The following is a 16,650-nucleotide window of genomic DNA, read 5'->3' on the forward strand; positions in this document are numbered from 1 at the left end:
AGTCGGCGCTATCGAATCCGCAAAGTTGCTGTTACCTTCAACCGCGGAGAACTGGCCCAGCCAATGACAGCCATAAAAAAACCGGTGCCTGCTGGCACCGGTTTACCATCGTACAATCGTTATAGACTTATTTCTGCGGACGCATCGCCGGGAACAGGATCACATCGCGGATGGTGTGGCTGTTAGTAAACAACATTACCATACGGTCAATGCCGATACCCAGACCCGCGGTCGGCGGCAGGCCGTGCTCCAGCGCAGTAACGTAGTCTTCGTCGTAGAACATGGCTTCATCATCACCGGCATCTTTCGCCGCTACCTGATCCTGGAAGCGTTGCGCCTGATCTTCAGCGTCGTTCAACTCGGAGAAACCATTACCGATTTCACGTCCGCCGATGAAGAATTCGAAGCGGTCGGTGATTTCCGGATTCTGGTCGTTACGGCGCGCCAATGGCGAGACTTCAGCCGGGTATTCGGTGATGAATGTCGGCTGGATCAGATGGGCTTCTGCCACTTCTTCGAAGATCTCGGTAACGAGACGACCCAGACCCCAACTTTTCTCTACCTTGATGCCGATAGACTCCGCAATAGCTTTAGCCGCATCGAAGCTATCCAGATCCGCCAGATTGGTTTCGGGACGGTATTTCTTGATGGCTTCACGCATGGTCAGCTTCTCGAACGGCTTACCAAAGTCGAACACCTGGTCGCCATACGGCACCTCGGTAGTACCCAGAACGTTCTGCGCCAGCGAGCGGAACAGCGACTCGGTCAGTTCGATCAGGTCTTTGTAGTCCGCATACGCCATGTAGAGTTCCATCATGGTGAACTCAGGGTTATGACGCGGCGACACACCTTCGTTACGGAAGTTACGGTTGATCTCAAACACGCGTTCAAAACCACCGACCACCAGACGTTTCAGGTACAGTTCTGGCGCAATACGCAGGTACATGTCGATATCCAGCGCGTTGTGATGGGTGATGAACGGGCGAGCAGACGCCCCACCGGGGATCACCTGCATCATCGGCGTTTCCACTTCCATAAAATCACGACCGACCATGAACTGGCGGATACCGGCCAGAATCTGTGAGCGCACGCGGAAAGTGTGGCGGGATTCGTCGTTAGCGATCAGATCCAGATAACGCTGGCGGTAACGCGTTTCCTGATCCGCCAGACCGTGGAATTTGTCCGGCAACGGGCGCAACGCCTTGGTCAGCAGACGCAATTCGGTACAGTGGATCGACAGTTCGCCGGTTTTGGTTTTAAACAGTTTACCGCGCGCACCGAGGATATCGCCAAGGTCCCACTTCTTGAACTGCTCGTTGTAGACGCCTTCCGGCAGGTCATCACGCGCCACATATAACTGAATACGGCCACCGACATCCTGCAACGTGACGAACGACGCCTTGCCCATGATACGGCGGGTCATCATGCGACCCGCTACCGTCACTTCCAGACCCAGTGCTTCCAGCTCTTCGTTTTCTTTTTCGTCATAGCTGGCGTGCAGTTTATCGGCAGTGCTGTCACGGCGGAAATCGTTCGGAAAAGCGATGCCGGTATCACGCAACGCCGCCAGCTTCTCACGGCGGGTTCTAAGTTCGTTGTTAAGATCCAGCGCCTGCTCGGCACCCTGGTTTTGTGGTTCAGACATGAGATTCCTTATAACCCCGCTTTTAAACTTGCTTCGATAAACTTGTCCAGATCACCATCCAGCACTGACTGGGTATTCCGTGTTTCCACCCCGGTACGCAGGTCTTTAATGCGGGAGTCGTCCAGCACATAAGAACGAATCTGGCTGCCCCAGCCGATGTCGGACTTATTGTCTTCCATCGCCTGTTTTTCCGCGTTCTTCTTCTGCATTTCGAATTCATACAGCTTGGCTTTCAGCTGTTTCATCGCCTGATCTTTGTTCTTGTGCTGAGAGCGATCATTCTGGCACTGGGTCACGATATTGGTGGGAATATGGGTAATACGCACCGCAGATTCAGTACGGTTAACGTGCTGACCACCTGCGCCAGAGGCGCGGTACACGTCGATACGCAGGTCCGCAGGATTGATCTCGATATCAATGTCGTCATCAACTTCCGGATACACGAAAGCGGAACTGAACGAGGTGTGGCGACGACCGCCGGAGTCAAACGGGCTCTTGCGCACCAGACGGTGTACGCCGGTTTCGGTACGCAGCCAGCCAAACGCGTACTCGCCCATAATCTTGATAGTGGCAGACTTGATACCAGCGACTTCGCCTTCAGATTCTTCAATGACTTCGGTTTTGAAGCCCTTGCTTTCCGCCCAACGCAGATACATGCGCAGCAGCATACTGGCCCAGTCCTGCGCCTCGGTGCCGCCGGAACCCGCCTGCAGGTCAAGGTAGCAGTCGGCGCTGTCATACTCGCCGGAGAACATGCGGCGGAATTCGAGCTGACCCAGCTTGTCTTCCAGTAGATCCAGTTCGGCGATGGCTTCGTTGAAGGTTTCTTCGTCGTCGGCTTCCACCGCCAGTTCCAGCAGGCCAGCCACATCGTCCAGCCCCTGAACCATCTGATCAATGGTATCGACAATCATTTCCAGGGAGGAACGCTCTTTACCCAACGCCTGCGCGCGCTCAGGCTCGTTCCATACGTCGGGCTGTTCCAGCTCGGCGTTTACCTCTTCCAGACGCTCTTTCTTGGCGTCATAGTCAAAGATACCCCCTCAGAACGGCTGTCCGGTCAGACAGGTCCTGAATGCGGTTTTTTACCGGATTGATTTCAAACATGGTCGTAAGATCTTATTAGTTGTTTGTCGATGACAGAATGCATGTAAACCGCGAATTGTAGCGGATTCGCGCAGTGGTTTATAGCTTTTTACCGATTATAGCTTTTACCGATTTTAGCGGGATGCGCCGCAGGGTGAAAAGAAAACGCCGGGGAAAGCCCGGCGTCGGTTTCAACATTTTACGCTACAGCGGCCACAGGTGCTCTATCAGCAGTTGTACCGAACGTTTGCCGCGAAATTCATTGACGTCCAGTTTGTACGCCAGTTCGACTTCACGCACACTGCTGTCAGGCCACAGCAAAGTATCTACATTGAAAGCGATACCATCCAGCAGTGGGCCGCCGCCCAGCGGTTCCACCATCACTTTGAGATGACGCTCGCCGACCAGCCGCTGCTGCAACAGGCGAAAGCGGCCATCGAAGACCGGTTCTGGAAATGCCTGCCCCCATGGTCCCGCTTCACGTAGCATTTCAGCGGTACCAAGCGACAGTTCAGGCGCAGCCAGCTCGCCATCTGACCATACCACGCCTTCCAGTTGTGAGGCATCCAGCCACTCGCCGACCAGATCAGCAAAACGCTGGCGAAACTCATCAAAACGATCTTCTGCCAGCGACAACCCCGCCGCCATCGCGTGGCCGCCAAATTTCAACATCAGGCCGGGGTGACAGGTATCAAGGCGTTCCAGCGCATCGCGCAGATGCAACCCGGCGATAGAGCGCCCGGAACCTTTCAGAATGCCATCACCCGCGGGCGCAAACGCGATAACCGGGCGGTGAAAACGCTCCTTGATGCGCGAGGCCAGAATGCCCACTACTCCCTGATGCCACTGCGGATGGTACATCGCCAACCCCAGCGGCAGCGTATCACGGCTGCGTTCCAGTTGATCGCACAGGTGCAGCGCTTCCACCTGCATACCCGCTTCAATTTCGCGGCGACTCTGGTTCAACGCATCCAGATCGCTTGCCAGCATCCGCGCCTGCACAATGTCATCGCACAACAGCAGTTCAACACCGACGGACATATCGTCCAGCCGACCGGCGGCATTGAGGCGCGGTCCAAGCGCAAAGCCCAGATCGCTTGCCACCAGTTGAGTCGCATCGCGGTTGGATACTTCCAGCAGGGCGCGAATCCCCGGTCTACATTTACCCGCACGAATCCGGCTCAAGCCTTGCGCGACCAGAATGCGGTTGTTGGCATCCAGCGGCACCACGTCCGCCACCGTGCCCAACGCTACCAGATCCAGCAATTCGGCCAGATTAGGCTCAGCCAGACCGCGCTCGGCAAACCAGCCGGACTCCCGCAGCTTAGCGCGCAACGCCATCATCAGGTAAAACGCGACGCCGACGCCAGCCAGCGCCTTCGACGCAAACGCACAGTCCGGCAGGTTAGGGTTGATCATCGCCTCCGCCGCCGGCAGCGTTTCCCCTGGCAGATGGTGGTCGGTCACTACCACCGCAATGCCGCGCCGGTGCGCATCGTCCACCCCGGCATGGGACGAAATGCCGTTATCGACGGTCACGATCAGCTCCGCGCCTCTGGCAGCAGCCTGCGCTACCACTTCAGGGCTAAGCCCGTAGCCATCCTCAAACCGGTTAGGCACCAGATACTGAATCTCTCGGCCACCCATGCTGCGCAGCGCCAGCACCGTCAGCGCGGTACTGGTAGCGCCGTCGGCATCGAAATCGCCGACGATCACGATGCGGCGATGGTCCGCCAGTGCCTGATGTAATACGTCAACCGCCTGCGCAATACCGCTAAGCTGACGATAATCCAGCAAGCCGCGCAGGCTGCGTTCCAGTTCCTGCATCTGTCTCACGCCGCGATGGGCGTATAAACGCCGTAATAACGCAGGAAGAGAGTCAGGTAATTCCGTCTCCGTCACCGGGCGGCGACGGAGTTGGGTAACAACATTCACGCTTGATTAACCACTCGATTCAATTAGCCGCCTGATTTCAGCGATGCCTGGTGGGCATCCAGCATAGCCTTCATTTCTTTGGGCGGCTGATACCCCGGCACCACCGTGCCATCACTCAGCACAATTGCCGGTGTTCCCTGCACGCCGAACAACACGCCCAGTTGATAGTGAGCGCCGATATCGGTTTTACAGGTAGCGGGCGATACCCCATCGCCTTTCATGGCCGCATCAAACGCTTTGTTGCGATCCGCCACGCACCAGATGGATTGCATGTCTTTCGCCGCCTGAGAGTTCATGCCCTGACGAGGATACGCCAGATAATGCACCGTAATGCCGAGCGCGTTGTAGTCTTTCATCTGCTCGTGCAACTTGTGGCAGTAACCGCAGGTAATGTCGGTAAACACGGTAATGACATGTTTTTCCTGTGGCGCTTTATAGACGATCATCTGGTCTTTCAAAGCCTCCAGACGCTCGTTCAGCATATGGTTGGTGACATTCACCGGGTTCGTGCCGCTGACGTCATACAACGGTCCCTGCAACAGGTGTTTGCCGTCGTCGGTGATGTAAAGCACGCCATTTTCGGTTAGCAGAGTTTTCATGCCGCTGACGGGAGAATCTTTCACTTGCGCGTTTTGTAAACCCAGACGGTTCAATGTCTGCTTGATAGCGGCGTCATCCGCACGCACCGCGCCACTCAAAGCCAGAGCCAGTAACGAAAAGAGCACTACACGTTTTTTCATGGAATTATCCTGTTATCAGGGCGCAAGCGCCGTGCTTATCCATATTTATTGGCGGGAGAACCTGCCATAACAGCCTGCCAGCCAGTCGAGCATCATGCCCTGGGATGGTGCTGTTGATGCAGTTGCTTCAGCCGCTCCGTCGCAACGTGGGTATAAATCTGCGTGGTAGACAGATCACTGTGGCCCAGTAACATCTGTACCACCCGCAGATCCGCACCGTGATTGAGCAGGTGAGTGGCAAAGGCATGACGCAAAACATGCGGAGAAAGTTTATTGCTGTCAATAGACGCCAGTGTCGCATAGTGCTTGATGCGGTGCCAGAAGGTCTGGCGCGTCATCTGCTGGGCGCGGTTACTTGGAAACAGCACATCCAGCGTCTGGCCATTTAGCAACCACGGGCGACTGTACTCCAGATAGTGTTCCAGCCAGTACACCGCTTCTTCCCCCAGCGGCACCAGTCGCTCTTTGTTGCCTTTTCCCACTACACGCACCACGCCCTGCCGCAAGCTAACATCACTGATGGTCAGTCCCACCAGTTCCGATACGCGAAGTCCGGTCGCATAAAGCAATTCCAGCATCGCTTTGTCTCGCAGTTCAATCGGCTGATCGGTAACCGGTGCCGCCAGCAGCGCTTCCACCTGCGCCTCAGTCAGATCTTTCGGCAACCGCTGCGGTAGTTTAGGCGACGATAACGGCGCACTAGGGTCATCAGTTCGCTGTTTTTCCCGGTAAAGATACTGAAACAAACGCCGCATTGCGCTTAGCAGCCGGGCCGAGCTGGTAGCCTTGTAACCACCTTCCAGGCGCTCAGCCAAAAAATCCTGCAGATCCGACGGCTGTGCCTGCAACAGACTGCTATCGTGATGCGCCAGCCACTGCGCCAGCGAGCACAAGTCATTACGATAGGACGATAGCGTATTTTCCGCCAGATTGCGTTCCAGCCACAGGGTATCCAGAAACTGTTCGATTACCGCCTGATCCTGTTTCTGCATCACATTCTCTCCTGTCACACCGCAGACCATATCATCCCACTATTATGCCTCAGCGAGTATGTTCGGGGTACAATTCGGTAATCATTCTCAATTTCATTACATCCTGTGGCAAAACAGAGCACAACAGGGATTATATTTCATTATTCCAGCACATCCTGGGATGCTCTGGCCAAAAGGGCCGTCATCAGGCGCGTCACTGGTTTGAAAAGCGCTTTTTTCTATGCATAGAATGCATGTTCGTGTGTTACAAAAAAGAAAAAACTATGCAAGCCTCCATCTCATCCACTATTGACAGTCAAACACCAGACGCGCCGGTAAACTCGCGCAATAAAGTGGTGGTCGCCTCACTGATCGGCACCGCCATCGAATTCTTCGATTTTTACATTTACGCTACCGCTGCCGTGCTGATATTTCCGCACATTTTTTTCCCGCAGGGTGACGCTACTGCTGCTACGCTGCAATCGCTGGCAACCTTCGCCATCGCATTTGTGGCACGCCCGATAGGTTCTGCGCTGTTCGGCCATTTCGGTGATCGCGTTGGTCGTAAGGTCACGCTGGTTGCCTCGCTGCTGACCATGGGGATCTCCACCGTATTGATCGGCCTGCTGCCGAGTTATGAAACCATCGGCGTACTGGCTCCGCTGCTGCTGGCGCTGGCCCGTTTCGGTCAGGGGCTGGGTCTCGGCGGCGAATGGGGCGGCGCGGCGCTGCTGGCGACAGAAAACGCCCCGGCGCACAAACGCGCGCTGTACGGCTCCTTCCCGCAGTTGGGCGCACCAATCGGCTTCTTCTTTGCCAACGGCACCTTTCTGCTGCTGTCCTGGGTGCTGACCAATGAGCAGTTCATGAGCTGGGGATGGCGTGTACCGTTCATTGCCTCGGCTGTGTTGGTGATTATCGGCCTGTACGTGCGTGTATCGCTGCACGAAACACCGGTTTTCGCTAAAGTCGCCAAAGAAGGGAAACAGGTACGCGTGCCGCTGGGCACCTTGCTGAGCAAACATGTAAAGGCCACGATTCTGGGCACCTTCATTATGCTGGCGACTTATACCCTGTTTTACATCATGACCGTCTACTCGATGACTTACGGCACCACACCTGCACCAGCAGGGCTTGGTATTCCACGTAACAACTTCCTGTGGATGTTAATGATGGCGGTAATCGGTTTCGGTTTGATGATCCCGGTAGCGGGCTATCTGGCTGATGCGGTCGGTCGTCGCAAAACCATGATCACCGTGACCTGCATGATGCTGGTGTTCGCGATGGCGTTTCCGTCTTTGCTGGGTTCTGGCAACCAGACGCTGATTATGGCGTTTCTGCTATGCGGCCTGAGTCTGATGGGATTAACCTTCGGCCCGATGGGCGCACTGCTGCCGGAACTGTTCCCAACCGAAGTACGTTATACCGGCGCGTCGTTCTCTTATAATGTTTCCTCCATTTTGGGGGCCTCCGTAGCGCCGTATATCGCTGCCTGGTTAACCAGCCATTATGGGCTGTTCTATGTGGGCGTTTATCTCGCTGGTATGGCATCACTGACCCTGATCGCTCTGCTGCTGACCAAAGAAACCCGCCACCAGTCTCTGAGTTAAATGTTGCAGGGATGAAGGCATGGCTTTCATCCCTCTTCTTCCCCCACCCTGTACGCCCCCATCATATTCCGTTAGGCTAAGTGCACAGCTATAGCGCCTTTATTTGATGCAATCACGATCAGACACTTATGAAAATAGGACTTTTTTACGGCACCAGCACCTGTTACACCGAAATGGCGGCGGAGAAAATCCGCGACATTCTGGGCGAGGAACTGGTCGACCTGCACAACGTAAAAGACGTTGCGCCTCAGGAAATGGAAAACTACGAGATGCTGATTCTTGGCATCCCTACCTGGGACTTTGGTGAAATTCAGGAAGATTGGGAAGCCATCTGGGCGCAGTTATCGGCGTTGAATCTGAAAGACAAAATCGTCGCGCTTTATGGCATGGGCGACCAGTTAGGGTACGGCGAATGGTTTCTGGATGCGCTCGGTATGCTGCATGACCAACTCAAGCCGCTGGGGGTGCGCTTTATCGGCTACTGGCCGACCGCAGGCTACGATTTCACCAGCCCAAAACCGGTAACGGGAGATGGTCAACACTTTGTTGGTCTGGCATTGGATGAAGTGAATCAGTACGACATGAGCGACGAGCGCATTCAACAATGGTGCGAGCAGATCCTGCTGGAAATGGCAGCGTTACTCTGACGCGCTCGCGCTGCACCAGGTTCGACTCAGGCGAGCAGTACACCGCCTGAGTCGAACCGCGCAATTTAATGATGCCGGGAAGATTGCGTTCCCTGTAACGGGTGTTGCTGCAATAACTGGCGTAACAGCCGCCACTCTTCGCAATCCATACTGTCTGATGCCAGCCACAGGCGCTGATGCCCCTTGCCATCCACCGCACGCAACGACAGCAACACGCCGTTGCGCATTACCCAAGGCCGTCGGACTATCTGCCAGTCACGGTTCTGCCAATGTAGTTGGTTCTCGTCGTGCAGGGAGATTTCCCCCTGACGTGACTTGATGGTGCGCTGGCTACGCACGAAATCGAACACCACCAGCGTCACCAGTCCTAGCCACAACGGCGCATAGCCGTCCGGCCATGGAGCCAGCAGAATCATCAGCACCAGAAATCCGTGCGTCAGCAGCGAAAACAGCTGCATACGCCAGGATACGCGCAAATCACATTGCCACTGGGCCACGATCTTTATTTCGCATCTGAATAAGGGAAATCATGCGTTTCAAACCCGGATCGACCGGCTCGCCATGGTTCATCAACCAATTGAACAAGTCGGGATCGTCGCACTGCAACAGACGAATAAACTGTTGCTTGTCGTCGTCGCTCAGTGTGTCGTACTCATGCTCGAAAAACGGCATGATGGAGATGTCCAGTTCGCGCATTCCGCGCCTGCACGCCCAGTGAATGCGTGCTTTATTATTGATATCCATGTTCTTCGCCCACTTCTTATGGTTATCCGTACAGATCGATAATGACCGCTGGTATAACCCTATTCTACCTGATGGCCTTCAACCAATAGTAACACTTTGACATATTTTCGCGTATTAGCGCGTGTACTATTTTACGATGCGCGGTATATCGCACGATTCGCTCCATTTACCCTTTGACCTCAATTGCCTGCTCCGCCAGTCTGCAACACACAACGGAACACAGCCTAAACTGCTTGCAAACCGTTGTCGCTCTTTTACCATTGGACTATTCGCTGACATTACGCATCGCAGGATTGTAATATGGCTCATCCGTTTACCGTACAACCGTTGTTTTCTTCCGCTCAACTGCCCGCCACCTTGATATCTCTGGATGACTGGGCGCTCGTCACACTCACCGGGCCGGACACTGTCAAATACCTTCAGGGGCAGCTCACCGCCGACGTCAATGCGTTACAGTCAAACCAGCATGTGCTGTGTGCCCACTGCGATGCCAAAGGCAAGATGTGGAGCAATATGCGTCTGTTCCATTACGGCGACGGATTAGCCTATCTGGAGCGTCGCAGTGTGCGGGATACCCAATTAGCGGAGCTGAAAAAATACGCAGTATTCTCCAAAACTACTATTGCGGCTGATGACAGCGTCGTTCTACTGGGTGCAGCAGGTCTCAACATCCGAGCCCATCTTGCTCCTTTGTTCGATACCCTGCCCGACGCAGACAACACCGTAGTGCACCAACCGGGAGCGACACTGCTGCATTTGGCCCACCCTGCCGAGCGCTTCCTGCTGGTACTGGATGCACAATGCGCCGCGTCCCTTATCGAAACACTGCAACCCCACGTCACATTTAATGATAGTCGCCAATGGCTGGCACTGGATATTGCAGCCTGCCAACCTATTATAGACAGCGCCAACGGCGCACAGTTCATTCCACAGGCCACCAATTTACAAGCTCTGCAGGGTATTAGCTTCACCAAAGGTTGCTATGCCGGCCAGGAAATGGTCGCACGAGCCAAATACCGCGGCGCTAACAAACGCGCGCTATACTGGCTGGCTGGCTCTGGCGCGCAACCGCCTTCGGTGGGCGATGAGCTGGAACTGAAGCTCGGCGACAACTGGCGACGTACCGGCACAGTGCTGGCAGCCAGCCAACTGCATGATGGTACGCTATGGGTTCAGGCCGTGCTGAATAATGATCTGGAGGTGGACAGCGTGTTGCGAGTGCGTGACGACAGCAGTAGCCAACTCGCCATTCAGCCGTTGCCCTATGCGCTGGACGAGTAACCGTCCGATAAAAACATCAGGGAGTGGCAGCTCCCTGATGTTTGTTTTAAGGTGACACGGCTACAGCAGGTCTATCTGTACCGGTCTATCGCACGTACAGGTAAATCGCCAGAAAGTGGCATACGCTGCCGCCCAGTACAAACCCATGCCAGATAGCGTGATTAAACGGGATACGCTTACAGACGTAAAATACGACCCCCAGCGTATATATCACACCGCCTATCGCCAACAGCGTCACGCCGCCGGCAGACAACTTCATGGCCAGTTGATAAACCACAATCAACGACAACCAGCCCATCACCAGATAAGTGATGAGCGATAACACCTCAAACCGGTGCACAAACGCCAGCTTGAAAATGATGCCCAGCAATGCCAGGCTCCAAATGGTGATCATCAACCCATACGCCAGCGGCGAATTGAGTCCTATCAATAAAAAAGGGGTATAGGTTCCGGCAATCAACAGATAGATAGCGCAGTGATCAAATTTTTTCAGCCACAGCTTCGCACGTTGATGAGGGATAGCGTGGTATAGCGTTGAAGCGAGAAACAGCAAAATCAGGCTACCGCCGTACAGGCTGTAGCTGGTGATGGCCAGAGAAGTAGCACCATGATTGACTGCCTGTACCAGCAGTAACACCAACCCGACAATCCCAAACACACAACCGATTCCATGGCTGATACTGTTGGCAATTTCTTCCGCCAGTGTATACCCAGACTCCTCCACTTTCTTGTTCATACCAACCTCTTGTCCCACACTGGCCCTATTATATCTATACCCTAAATAATTCGAGTTGCAGGAAGGCGGCAACCGAGTGAATCCCCAGGAGCTTACCCAAGTAAGTGATTGGGGTGAGCGAGGGCAGCCAACACACCTGCAACTTGAAGTATGACGGGTATACACTGGTGCACCGGCTGCATCTCCCGCCCCCCCTGCTAACCTGAGCAAACTTTGAGCAGATTAACTGAGAGCAATTCCAGTGTACAGCTGTACGCTAAAATAAAAACCCGCTGCTTTTGAGTGGTATTCTTGCGTATTCATCTCTCAATACATCCCCTACAATGATGTCTCTTCATTACAGGAGGTTAACGGATGTCGTCTGCTTTACCCGTACTGGATTTCGGCCCCATGACCGATGTCGTCCGGTTTCTAATGGAAATCGACAAACTCAAGAGTGTTCAGCGCCGTTCCAAAGTGATTGGTACTGATCGTCAGGAAGATTCTGCGGAGCATAGCTGGCATTTTGCCGTCGCCGTGATGAGCCTGGCTGCTTATGCCGATGAAACTATCGACATCACCCGCGTACTGAAAATGGCCTTGATCCACGATATTGTGGAGATCGACGCTGGCGACGTTCTGGTGTATGACCTCAAAGCACGTGCAGCCATTCAGGAGCAGGAACACGCTGCCGCTGCGCGTATATTCGGCCTGCTGCCTCAACCACAGCATGACCAGTTTCTGGCGCTATGGCACGAATACGAAGCCGGAGATACCGCCGAAGCGCGCTTTGCATTGATGATTGATCGCGTCATGCCGGTATTGATGAACCTGCACAATGGCGGTCAAAGCTGGGTAGAAAACGGTATCAAGCTGGAGCAGGTGCTGAACCGCAACGATTTTATCCGCGAGATTAACCCGGCGCTGTGGGGCTATCTGAAGCAACATCTGGAAAATGCGCAGGCGAAAGGCTGGCTGAAATAATCGGGTTCGCCGTGAGCGGCACAATGTGCCGCTCATAATCAGAAAAATTGCATTTTATAATCAATTGCTTGCTGTCATCGCCAATTTCACGCCCATTGAAATAAACAGCACGCCAATAGTTTTATTCAAACAAAAGCGCACTGCCTTGCTGGCTTTCAGCTTACTACTGGCCATCGCGGTCGATACCGCGAGAAAGTGATACCACAGCATCGCGCTAGCATTGAACATCAACCCTAACATGATAAATGCCAGCGCTTTTTGCGGTGCCTGTGGGTCAATGAACTGAGGTACGAACGCCAGAAAAAACAGCGCCACTTTAGGGTTCAGCACGTTGGTAAGAAACCCTTGCCAGTAGATTTTCCACATCGACAGCACAGGACGACTGACGGGCTGGTCATCACTGCCGACAGCCGCAGCACGAGAGGCGGATTGATATCGCAACGCCTGTATGCCGATATAAACCAGATAGACCGCCCCCAGCACCTTCAACACCGTAAACGCCGTGGCCGAGGTAGCCAGAATGGCGGACAGCCCCAACGCCGCTGCCAGAACATGCACCAACGTGCCACAACCGATACCCAGCGCCGCTGCCGAACCTGCGCGCCATCCCTGAGATGAACTCTTCGTCATAATCAGTAGCGAATCCGGCCCCGGCATAATGTTGAGCAAAATGCCGGAGAAGATAAACAACGAAAGATCGTGAATCCCTAACATGATTTTCCACCTGCGTTAATTCTGACCACTCTCCCGTTCTGAGCCGATCTCAGGGAAGAAAACACTCACTCTACCAGCCGGATTCCAAACCACGCCAGACAAAAAAGCGGGAGACTCACGCCTCCCGCTTTATGCAGTAAAAAACCGCGCTTACTGGTATTCGCTCATCGGCACACAGGAGCAGAACAGGTTACGGTCACCGTAGACGTCATCCAGACGTTTTACCGCCGGCCAGTACTTGTGAGTCTGCCCGGCTGGGAATACCGCTAATTCACGGCTATACGGATGCGACCAGTCGGCTGCCAGTTCAGTTTGGGTATGTGGCGCGTTCACCAGTGGGTTATCGTCATGCGGCCATTCACCGGCGGCAACACGGTCTACTTCCGCGCGAATCGCCAGCATCGCATTAATGAAACGGTCCAGTTCGACTTTGCTTTCCGACTCGGTCGGTTCGATCATCAGCGTGCCCGCGACCGGGAAGGACATAGTCGGCGCATGAAAACCGTAGTCGATCAAACGCTTAGCGATATCCATCTCACTGATGCCAGTGCCCTCTTTCAACGGACGAATATCCAGAATGCACTCGTGTGCCACGCGACCATCGCGGCCAGTGTACAGCACCGGATAGGCATCTTTCAGGCGCGTCGCCACATAGTTGGCGTTCAGGATCGCCAGTTGGCTAGCCTGCTTCAGCCCCTGAGCACCCATCATACGGATATACATCCAGCTAATCGGCAGGATAGACGCGCTGCCGAACGGCGCGGCGGAAACTGCCCCCTGACGGGTCAGCACGCCATCCATTTCCACCACCTGGTGCCCCGGCACAAACGGCGCCAGATGCGCTTTCACGCCAATCGGTCCCATACCTGGGCCACCGCCGCCGTGTGGAATGCAGAAGGTCTTGTGCAGGTTAAGGTGCGACACATCCGCGTCAATGTATCCCGGTGAGGTAATGCCTACCTGCGCGTTCATGTTGGCACCATCCAAATACACCTGGCCGCCGTACTGATGGACTATCTGGCACACTTCACGGATGGTTTCTTCATATACCCCATGGGTGGACGGATAGGTCACCATGATGCAGGAAAGCTTATCGCCTGCCTGCTGCGCTTTTTCCCGCAGGTCGTGCAGGTCGATATTCCCTTGTTTGTCGCAGGCCACCACCACTACCAGCATCCCCGCCATTTGGGCGGAAGCCGGGTTGGTGCCGTGGGCAGAACTCGGAATCAGGCAGAGATTGCGCTCGCCTTCATTGCGGCTTTCGTGATAACGGCGGATCGCCAGCAAACCGGCGTATTCCCCCTGCGCGCCGGAGTTCGGCTGCATACACACCGCGTCATAGCCAGTCAGTTGCACCAGCCAGTCGGACAACTGCGTGATCAGTTGACGATAACCCAGCGCCTGCTCAGTCGGGCAGAACGGATGCAGTTCGGCAAATTCCGGCCAGGTAATCGGCAGCATTTCCGCCACCGCATTGAGCTTCATGGTGCAGGAACCGAGCGGGATCATCGCCTGATTCAACGCCAGATCCTTACTTTCCAGACGATGCAGATAGCGCATCATCTCAGTTTCGCTATGGTACTGGTTGAACACCGGGTGAGTCAGGATGTCGTCACCGCGCAACAGCGCCGCCGGGATCGACGCCGACTGCTGGCTTACTGCTGCATCCAGCGTATCGATGTCCAGCCCGTGATCGTCACCCAGCAGCACAGCGAACAGCGCCAGTACGTCATAACGGCTGGTGGTTTCATCCAATGCGATGCCCACCGCGCCATCCAGGTCGGCGCGCAGGTTGATACCCGCGCTCAGCGCGCGGCTAAGCACCGCAGCCTTATCGGCAACCTCAACCGTCAACGTATCGAACCAGTGCTGATGACGCAGCGTCAGGCCGCGGGCCGTCAGACCGGCAGCCAGAATATCGGTCAAACGATGGATGCGTTCGGCGATGCGTTTCAGCCCTTGCGGCCCGTGATACACCGCGTACATCCCGGCAATGTTGGCCAGCAGCACCTGTGAAGTACAGATATTGGAGTTGGCTTTTTCACGGCGAATATGTTGTTCGCGGGTCTGCATCGCCATGCGCAGCGCGGTGTTACCGGCAGCATCGCGCGAAACGCCGATAATACGGCCCGGCATGGCGCGTTTGTATTCATCGCGGCAGGCGAAAAACGCCGCGTGCGGACCACCGTACCCCATCGGTACGCCGAAACGCTGGGCGGACCCCAGCACGATGTCAGCACCTTGCTTGCCCGGCGCATCAAGCAGCACCAGCGCCATGATGTCCGACACCACGCTGATGATCACTTTACGGCTTTTCAGCTCAGACATCAGCGCACGATAGTCGTGCAACTCGCCGGTGGTACCCACCTGTTGCAGTAATACGCCGAAGATGTCGTCATATTTCACGGCGTCAGCGGCATTACCGGTGACGATGTCAAAACCGAAGGTCAGCGCACGAGTACGCACCACATCCAGCGTCTGCGGATGCACATCGTCAGCAACGAAGAAACGATTGGCCTGCTTGAGCTTGCTGACGCGCTTCGCCATCGCCATCGCTTCTGCGGCGGCGGTCGCTTCATCCAACAACGAGGCGGAAGCCAGCTCCAGCCCGGTTAGATCCTGCGTCATCTGCTGGAAATTCAACAACGCTTCCAGACGCCCCTGCGATACTTCCGGCTGATACGGCGTATACGCGGTATACCAGCCCGGATTCTCCAGCACGTTGCGCAAAATCACCGGCGGCGTCAGCACCGCGTGATAGCCTATGCCGATGTAATTTTTGTAACGCTGGTTGCGGCTGGCGATAGCTTTGAGTTCGGCCAACGCCTGATACTCGGTGGCAGCATCGCCAACCGCCGGCGGTTGAGGCAACTGAATATCGGCGGGTACGATGTGGCGGATAAGCTCATCCAGCGAATTCTCGCCAATGGCAGCCAGCATCTGCTGTTGCTGAGCGGCTGACGGGCCGATATGGCGCTCCGTGAAGGCACTGCCGTGTTCGAGTTGACTGAGAGTCTGAGTCATGTGGGGGAATTTCCTGCATTGAGCACAGTTGTGTGCAGCGCAATTAAACAAGTTCAGAAAACAAGCAAACCATTCGCAAAAAAACAAATCACAAAACAAGCGGACCATAACAACGCCCCGTCCTGGGAAGCGGACGGGGGCGTCAGGCTTATTCTTCTTCGTCGTCTTCTTCTTCCAGCAGCGCCTGATAGCCAGCGGCATCAAGCAATTCGTTCAGCTCGGTTTCGTCAGAAGCTTTGATGCGGAACAGCCAACCTTCAGCGTAAGGCGCACTGTTCACCAGTTCCGGGGCGCCTTCCAGCTCTTCATTGATTTCCACGATTTCACCGCTGATCGGCGCGTAGATGTCGGATGCCGCCTTGACGGACTCCGCCACCGCGCAATCATCACCGGCGTTAACCGTACTACCGACTTCCGGCAGATCGACAAACACCATATCACCCAGCAATTCCTGTGCGTGCTCGGTGATGCCCACGCTGTAAACGCCATTGCCTTCCGCCATCACCCACTCATGGGATGAGGTATATTTCAGTTCTGCCGGGACATTACTCATT

The 16,650-nt window shown here is 55.0% G+C and carries 15 protein-coding genes; 4 read left to right on the forward strand and 11 right to left on the reverse strand.

Features of this window, described 5'->3' with window-relative positions:
• Positions 1-127: 127 nt before the first annotated feature.
• The 5 genes from lysS to xerD form a co-directional block, all read right to left on the reverse strand.
• Positions 128-1,645 carry a lysine--tRNA ligase gene (gene lysS, locus Dpoa569_RS16350; RefSeq protein WP_042868585.1) on the reverse strand — a complete coding sequence of 506 codons (1,518 nt, stop codon included), beginning with the start codon at positions 1,643-1,645 and terminating at the stop codon, positions 128-130.
• Positions 1,646-1,653: 8 nt separating this feature from the next.
• Positions 1,654-2,752 (reverse strand): peptide chain release factor 2 gene (gene prfB, locus Dpoa569_RS16355; RefSeq protein ID WP_128569672.1). Its coding sequence is split into 2 segments (ribosomal slippage): positions 1,654-2,676 and positions 2,678-2,752, totalling 1,098 coding nucleotides; the frame shifts between segments, so codons are not numbered across the junction.
• Between the two features lie 183 nt (positions 2,753-2,935).
• Positions 2,936-4,666 carry a single-stranded-DNA-specific exonuclease RecJ gene (recJ, locus tag Dpoa569_RS16360; RefSeq protein ID WP_146411555.1) on the reverse strand — a complete coding sequence of 577 codons (1,731 nt, stop codon included), beginning with the start codon at positions 4,664-4,666 and terminating at the stop codon, positions 2,936-2,938.
• 23 nt (positions 4,667-4,689) lie between these two features.
• The gene (gene dsbC / locus Dpoa569_RS16365; RefSeq protein ID WP_146411557.1) at positions 4,690-5,406 is read right to left on the reverse strand and encodes a bifunctional protein-disulfide isomerase/oxidoreductase DsbC; all 717 of its coding nucleotides are present in this window, start codon (positions 5,404-5,406) and stop codon (positions 4,690-4,692) included.
• Between the two features lie 92 nt (positions 5,407-5,498).
• A complete protein-coding gene (xerD, locus tag Dpoa569_RS16370) occupies positions 5,499-6,398 on the reverse strand; it encodes a site-specific tyrosine recombinase XerD (protein WP_146411560.1) in 900 nt (299 codons plus the stop codon).
• Between the two features lie 263 nt (positions 6,399-6,661).
• Between xerD and Dpoa569_RS16375 the strand changes: the two genes are divergently transcribed.
• Both Dpoa569_RS16375 and fldB read left to right on the forward strand, forming a co-directional pair.
• Positions 6,662-7,987, forward strand: coding sequence for an MFS transporter (locus Dpoa569_RS16375; RefSeq protein ID WP_042868579.1), 1,326 nt, complete (start codon positions 6,662-6,664; stop codon positions 7,985-7,987).
• Positions 7,988-8,115: 128 nt separating this feature from the next.
• Complete coding sequence (gene fldB / locus Dpoa569_RS16380) at positions 8,116-8,634, forward strand: flavodoxin FldB (RefSeq protein WP_042868577.1); 519 nt, start codon at positions 8,116-8,118, stop codon at positions 8,632-8,634.
• Positions 8,635-8,699: 65 nt separating this feature from the next.
• Here the strand turns inward: fldB and Dpoa569_RS16385 are convergent, their stop codons facing one another.
• Together Dpoa569_RS16385 and sdhE are read right to left on the reverse strand one after the other, a co-directional pair.
• Positions 8,700-9,131, reverse strand: coding sequence for a protein YgfX (locus Dpoa569_RS16385; protein WP_042868574.1), 432 nt, complete (start codon positions 9,129-9,131; stop codon positions 8,700-8,702).
• The gene (gene sdhE, locus Dpoa569_RS16390) at positions 9,112-9,378 is read right to left on the reverse strand and encodes an FAD assembly factor SdhE (RefSeq protein ID WP_042868572.1); all 267 of its coding nucleotides are present in this window, start codon (positions 9,376-9,378) and stop codon (positions 9,112-9,114) included. Before sdhE ends, Dpoa569_RS16385 begins: the two co-directional genes overlap by 20 nt.
• A gap of 300 nt (positions 9,379-9,678) precedes the next feature.
• Between sdhE and ygfZ the strand changes: the two genes are divergently transcribed.
• Positions 9,679-10,659 (forward strand): tRNA-modifying protein YgfZ, encoded by a 981-nt coding sequence (ygfZ, locus tag Dpoa569_RS16395; protein ID WP_042868571.1) that lies wholly within the window; start codon positions 9,679-9,681, stop codon positions 10,657-10,659.
• An 85-nt stretch (positions 10,660-10,744) separates the two neighbouring features.
• Here ygfZ and trhA read toward each other — a convergent pair whose 3' ends face one another.
• On the reverse strand, positions 10,745-11,395 hold the full coding sequence (gene trhA / locus Dpoa569_RS16400; RefSeq protein WP_042868568.1) for a PAQR family membrane homeostasis protein TrhA: 651 nt from the start codon (positions 11,393-11,395) through the stop codon (positions 10,745-10,747).
• Positions 11,396-11,749: 354 nt separating this feature from the next.
• Here trhA and Dpoa569_RS16405 point away from each other — a divergent pair, with 354 nt between their 5' ends.
• Positions 11,750-12,358 carry an HD domain-containing protein gene (locus Dpoa569_RS16405; RefSeq protein WP_042868565.1) on the forward strand — a complete coding sequence of 203 codons (609 nt, stop codon included), beginning with the start codon at positions 11,750-11,752 and terminating at the stop codon, positions 12,356-12,358.
• A 60-nt stretch (positions 12,359-12,418) separates the two neighbouring features.
• Here Dpoa569_RS16405 and Dpoa569_RS16410 read toward each other — a convergent pair whose 3' ends face one another.
• From Dpoa569_RS16410 to gcvH, 3 genes are all read right to left on the reverse strand, one after another.
• A complete protein-coding gene (locus Dpoa569_RS16410; protein WP_042868563.1) occupies positions 12,419-13,072 on the reverse strand; it encodes a LysE family translocator in 654 nt (217 codons plus the stop codon).
• 150 nt (positions 13,073-13,222) lie between these two features.
• On the reverse strand, positions 13,223-16,096 hold the full coding sequence (gene gcvP, locus Dpoa569_RS16415; protein WP_042868561.1) for an aminomethyl-transferring glycine dehydrogenase: 2,874 nt from the start codon (positions 16,094-16,096) through the stop codon (positions 13,223-13,225).
• Positions 16,097-16,244: 148 nt separating this feature from the next.
• The gene (gene gcvH / locus Dpoa569_RS16420; protein WP_042868559.1) at positions 16,245-16,649 is read right to left on the reverse strand and encodes a glycine cleavage system protein GcvH; all 405 of its coding nucleotides are present in this window, start codon (positions 16,647-16,649) and stop codon (positions 16,245-16,247) included.
• Position 16,650 lies beyond the last annotated feature (1 nt).

It is taken from the genome of Dickeya poaceiphila (genome assembly GCF_007858975.2).
Classification (GTDB): domain Bacteria; phylum Pseudomonadota; class Gammaproteobacteria; order Enterobacterales; family Enterobacteriaceae; genus Dickeya; species Dickeya poaceiphila.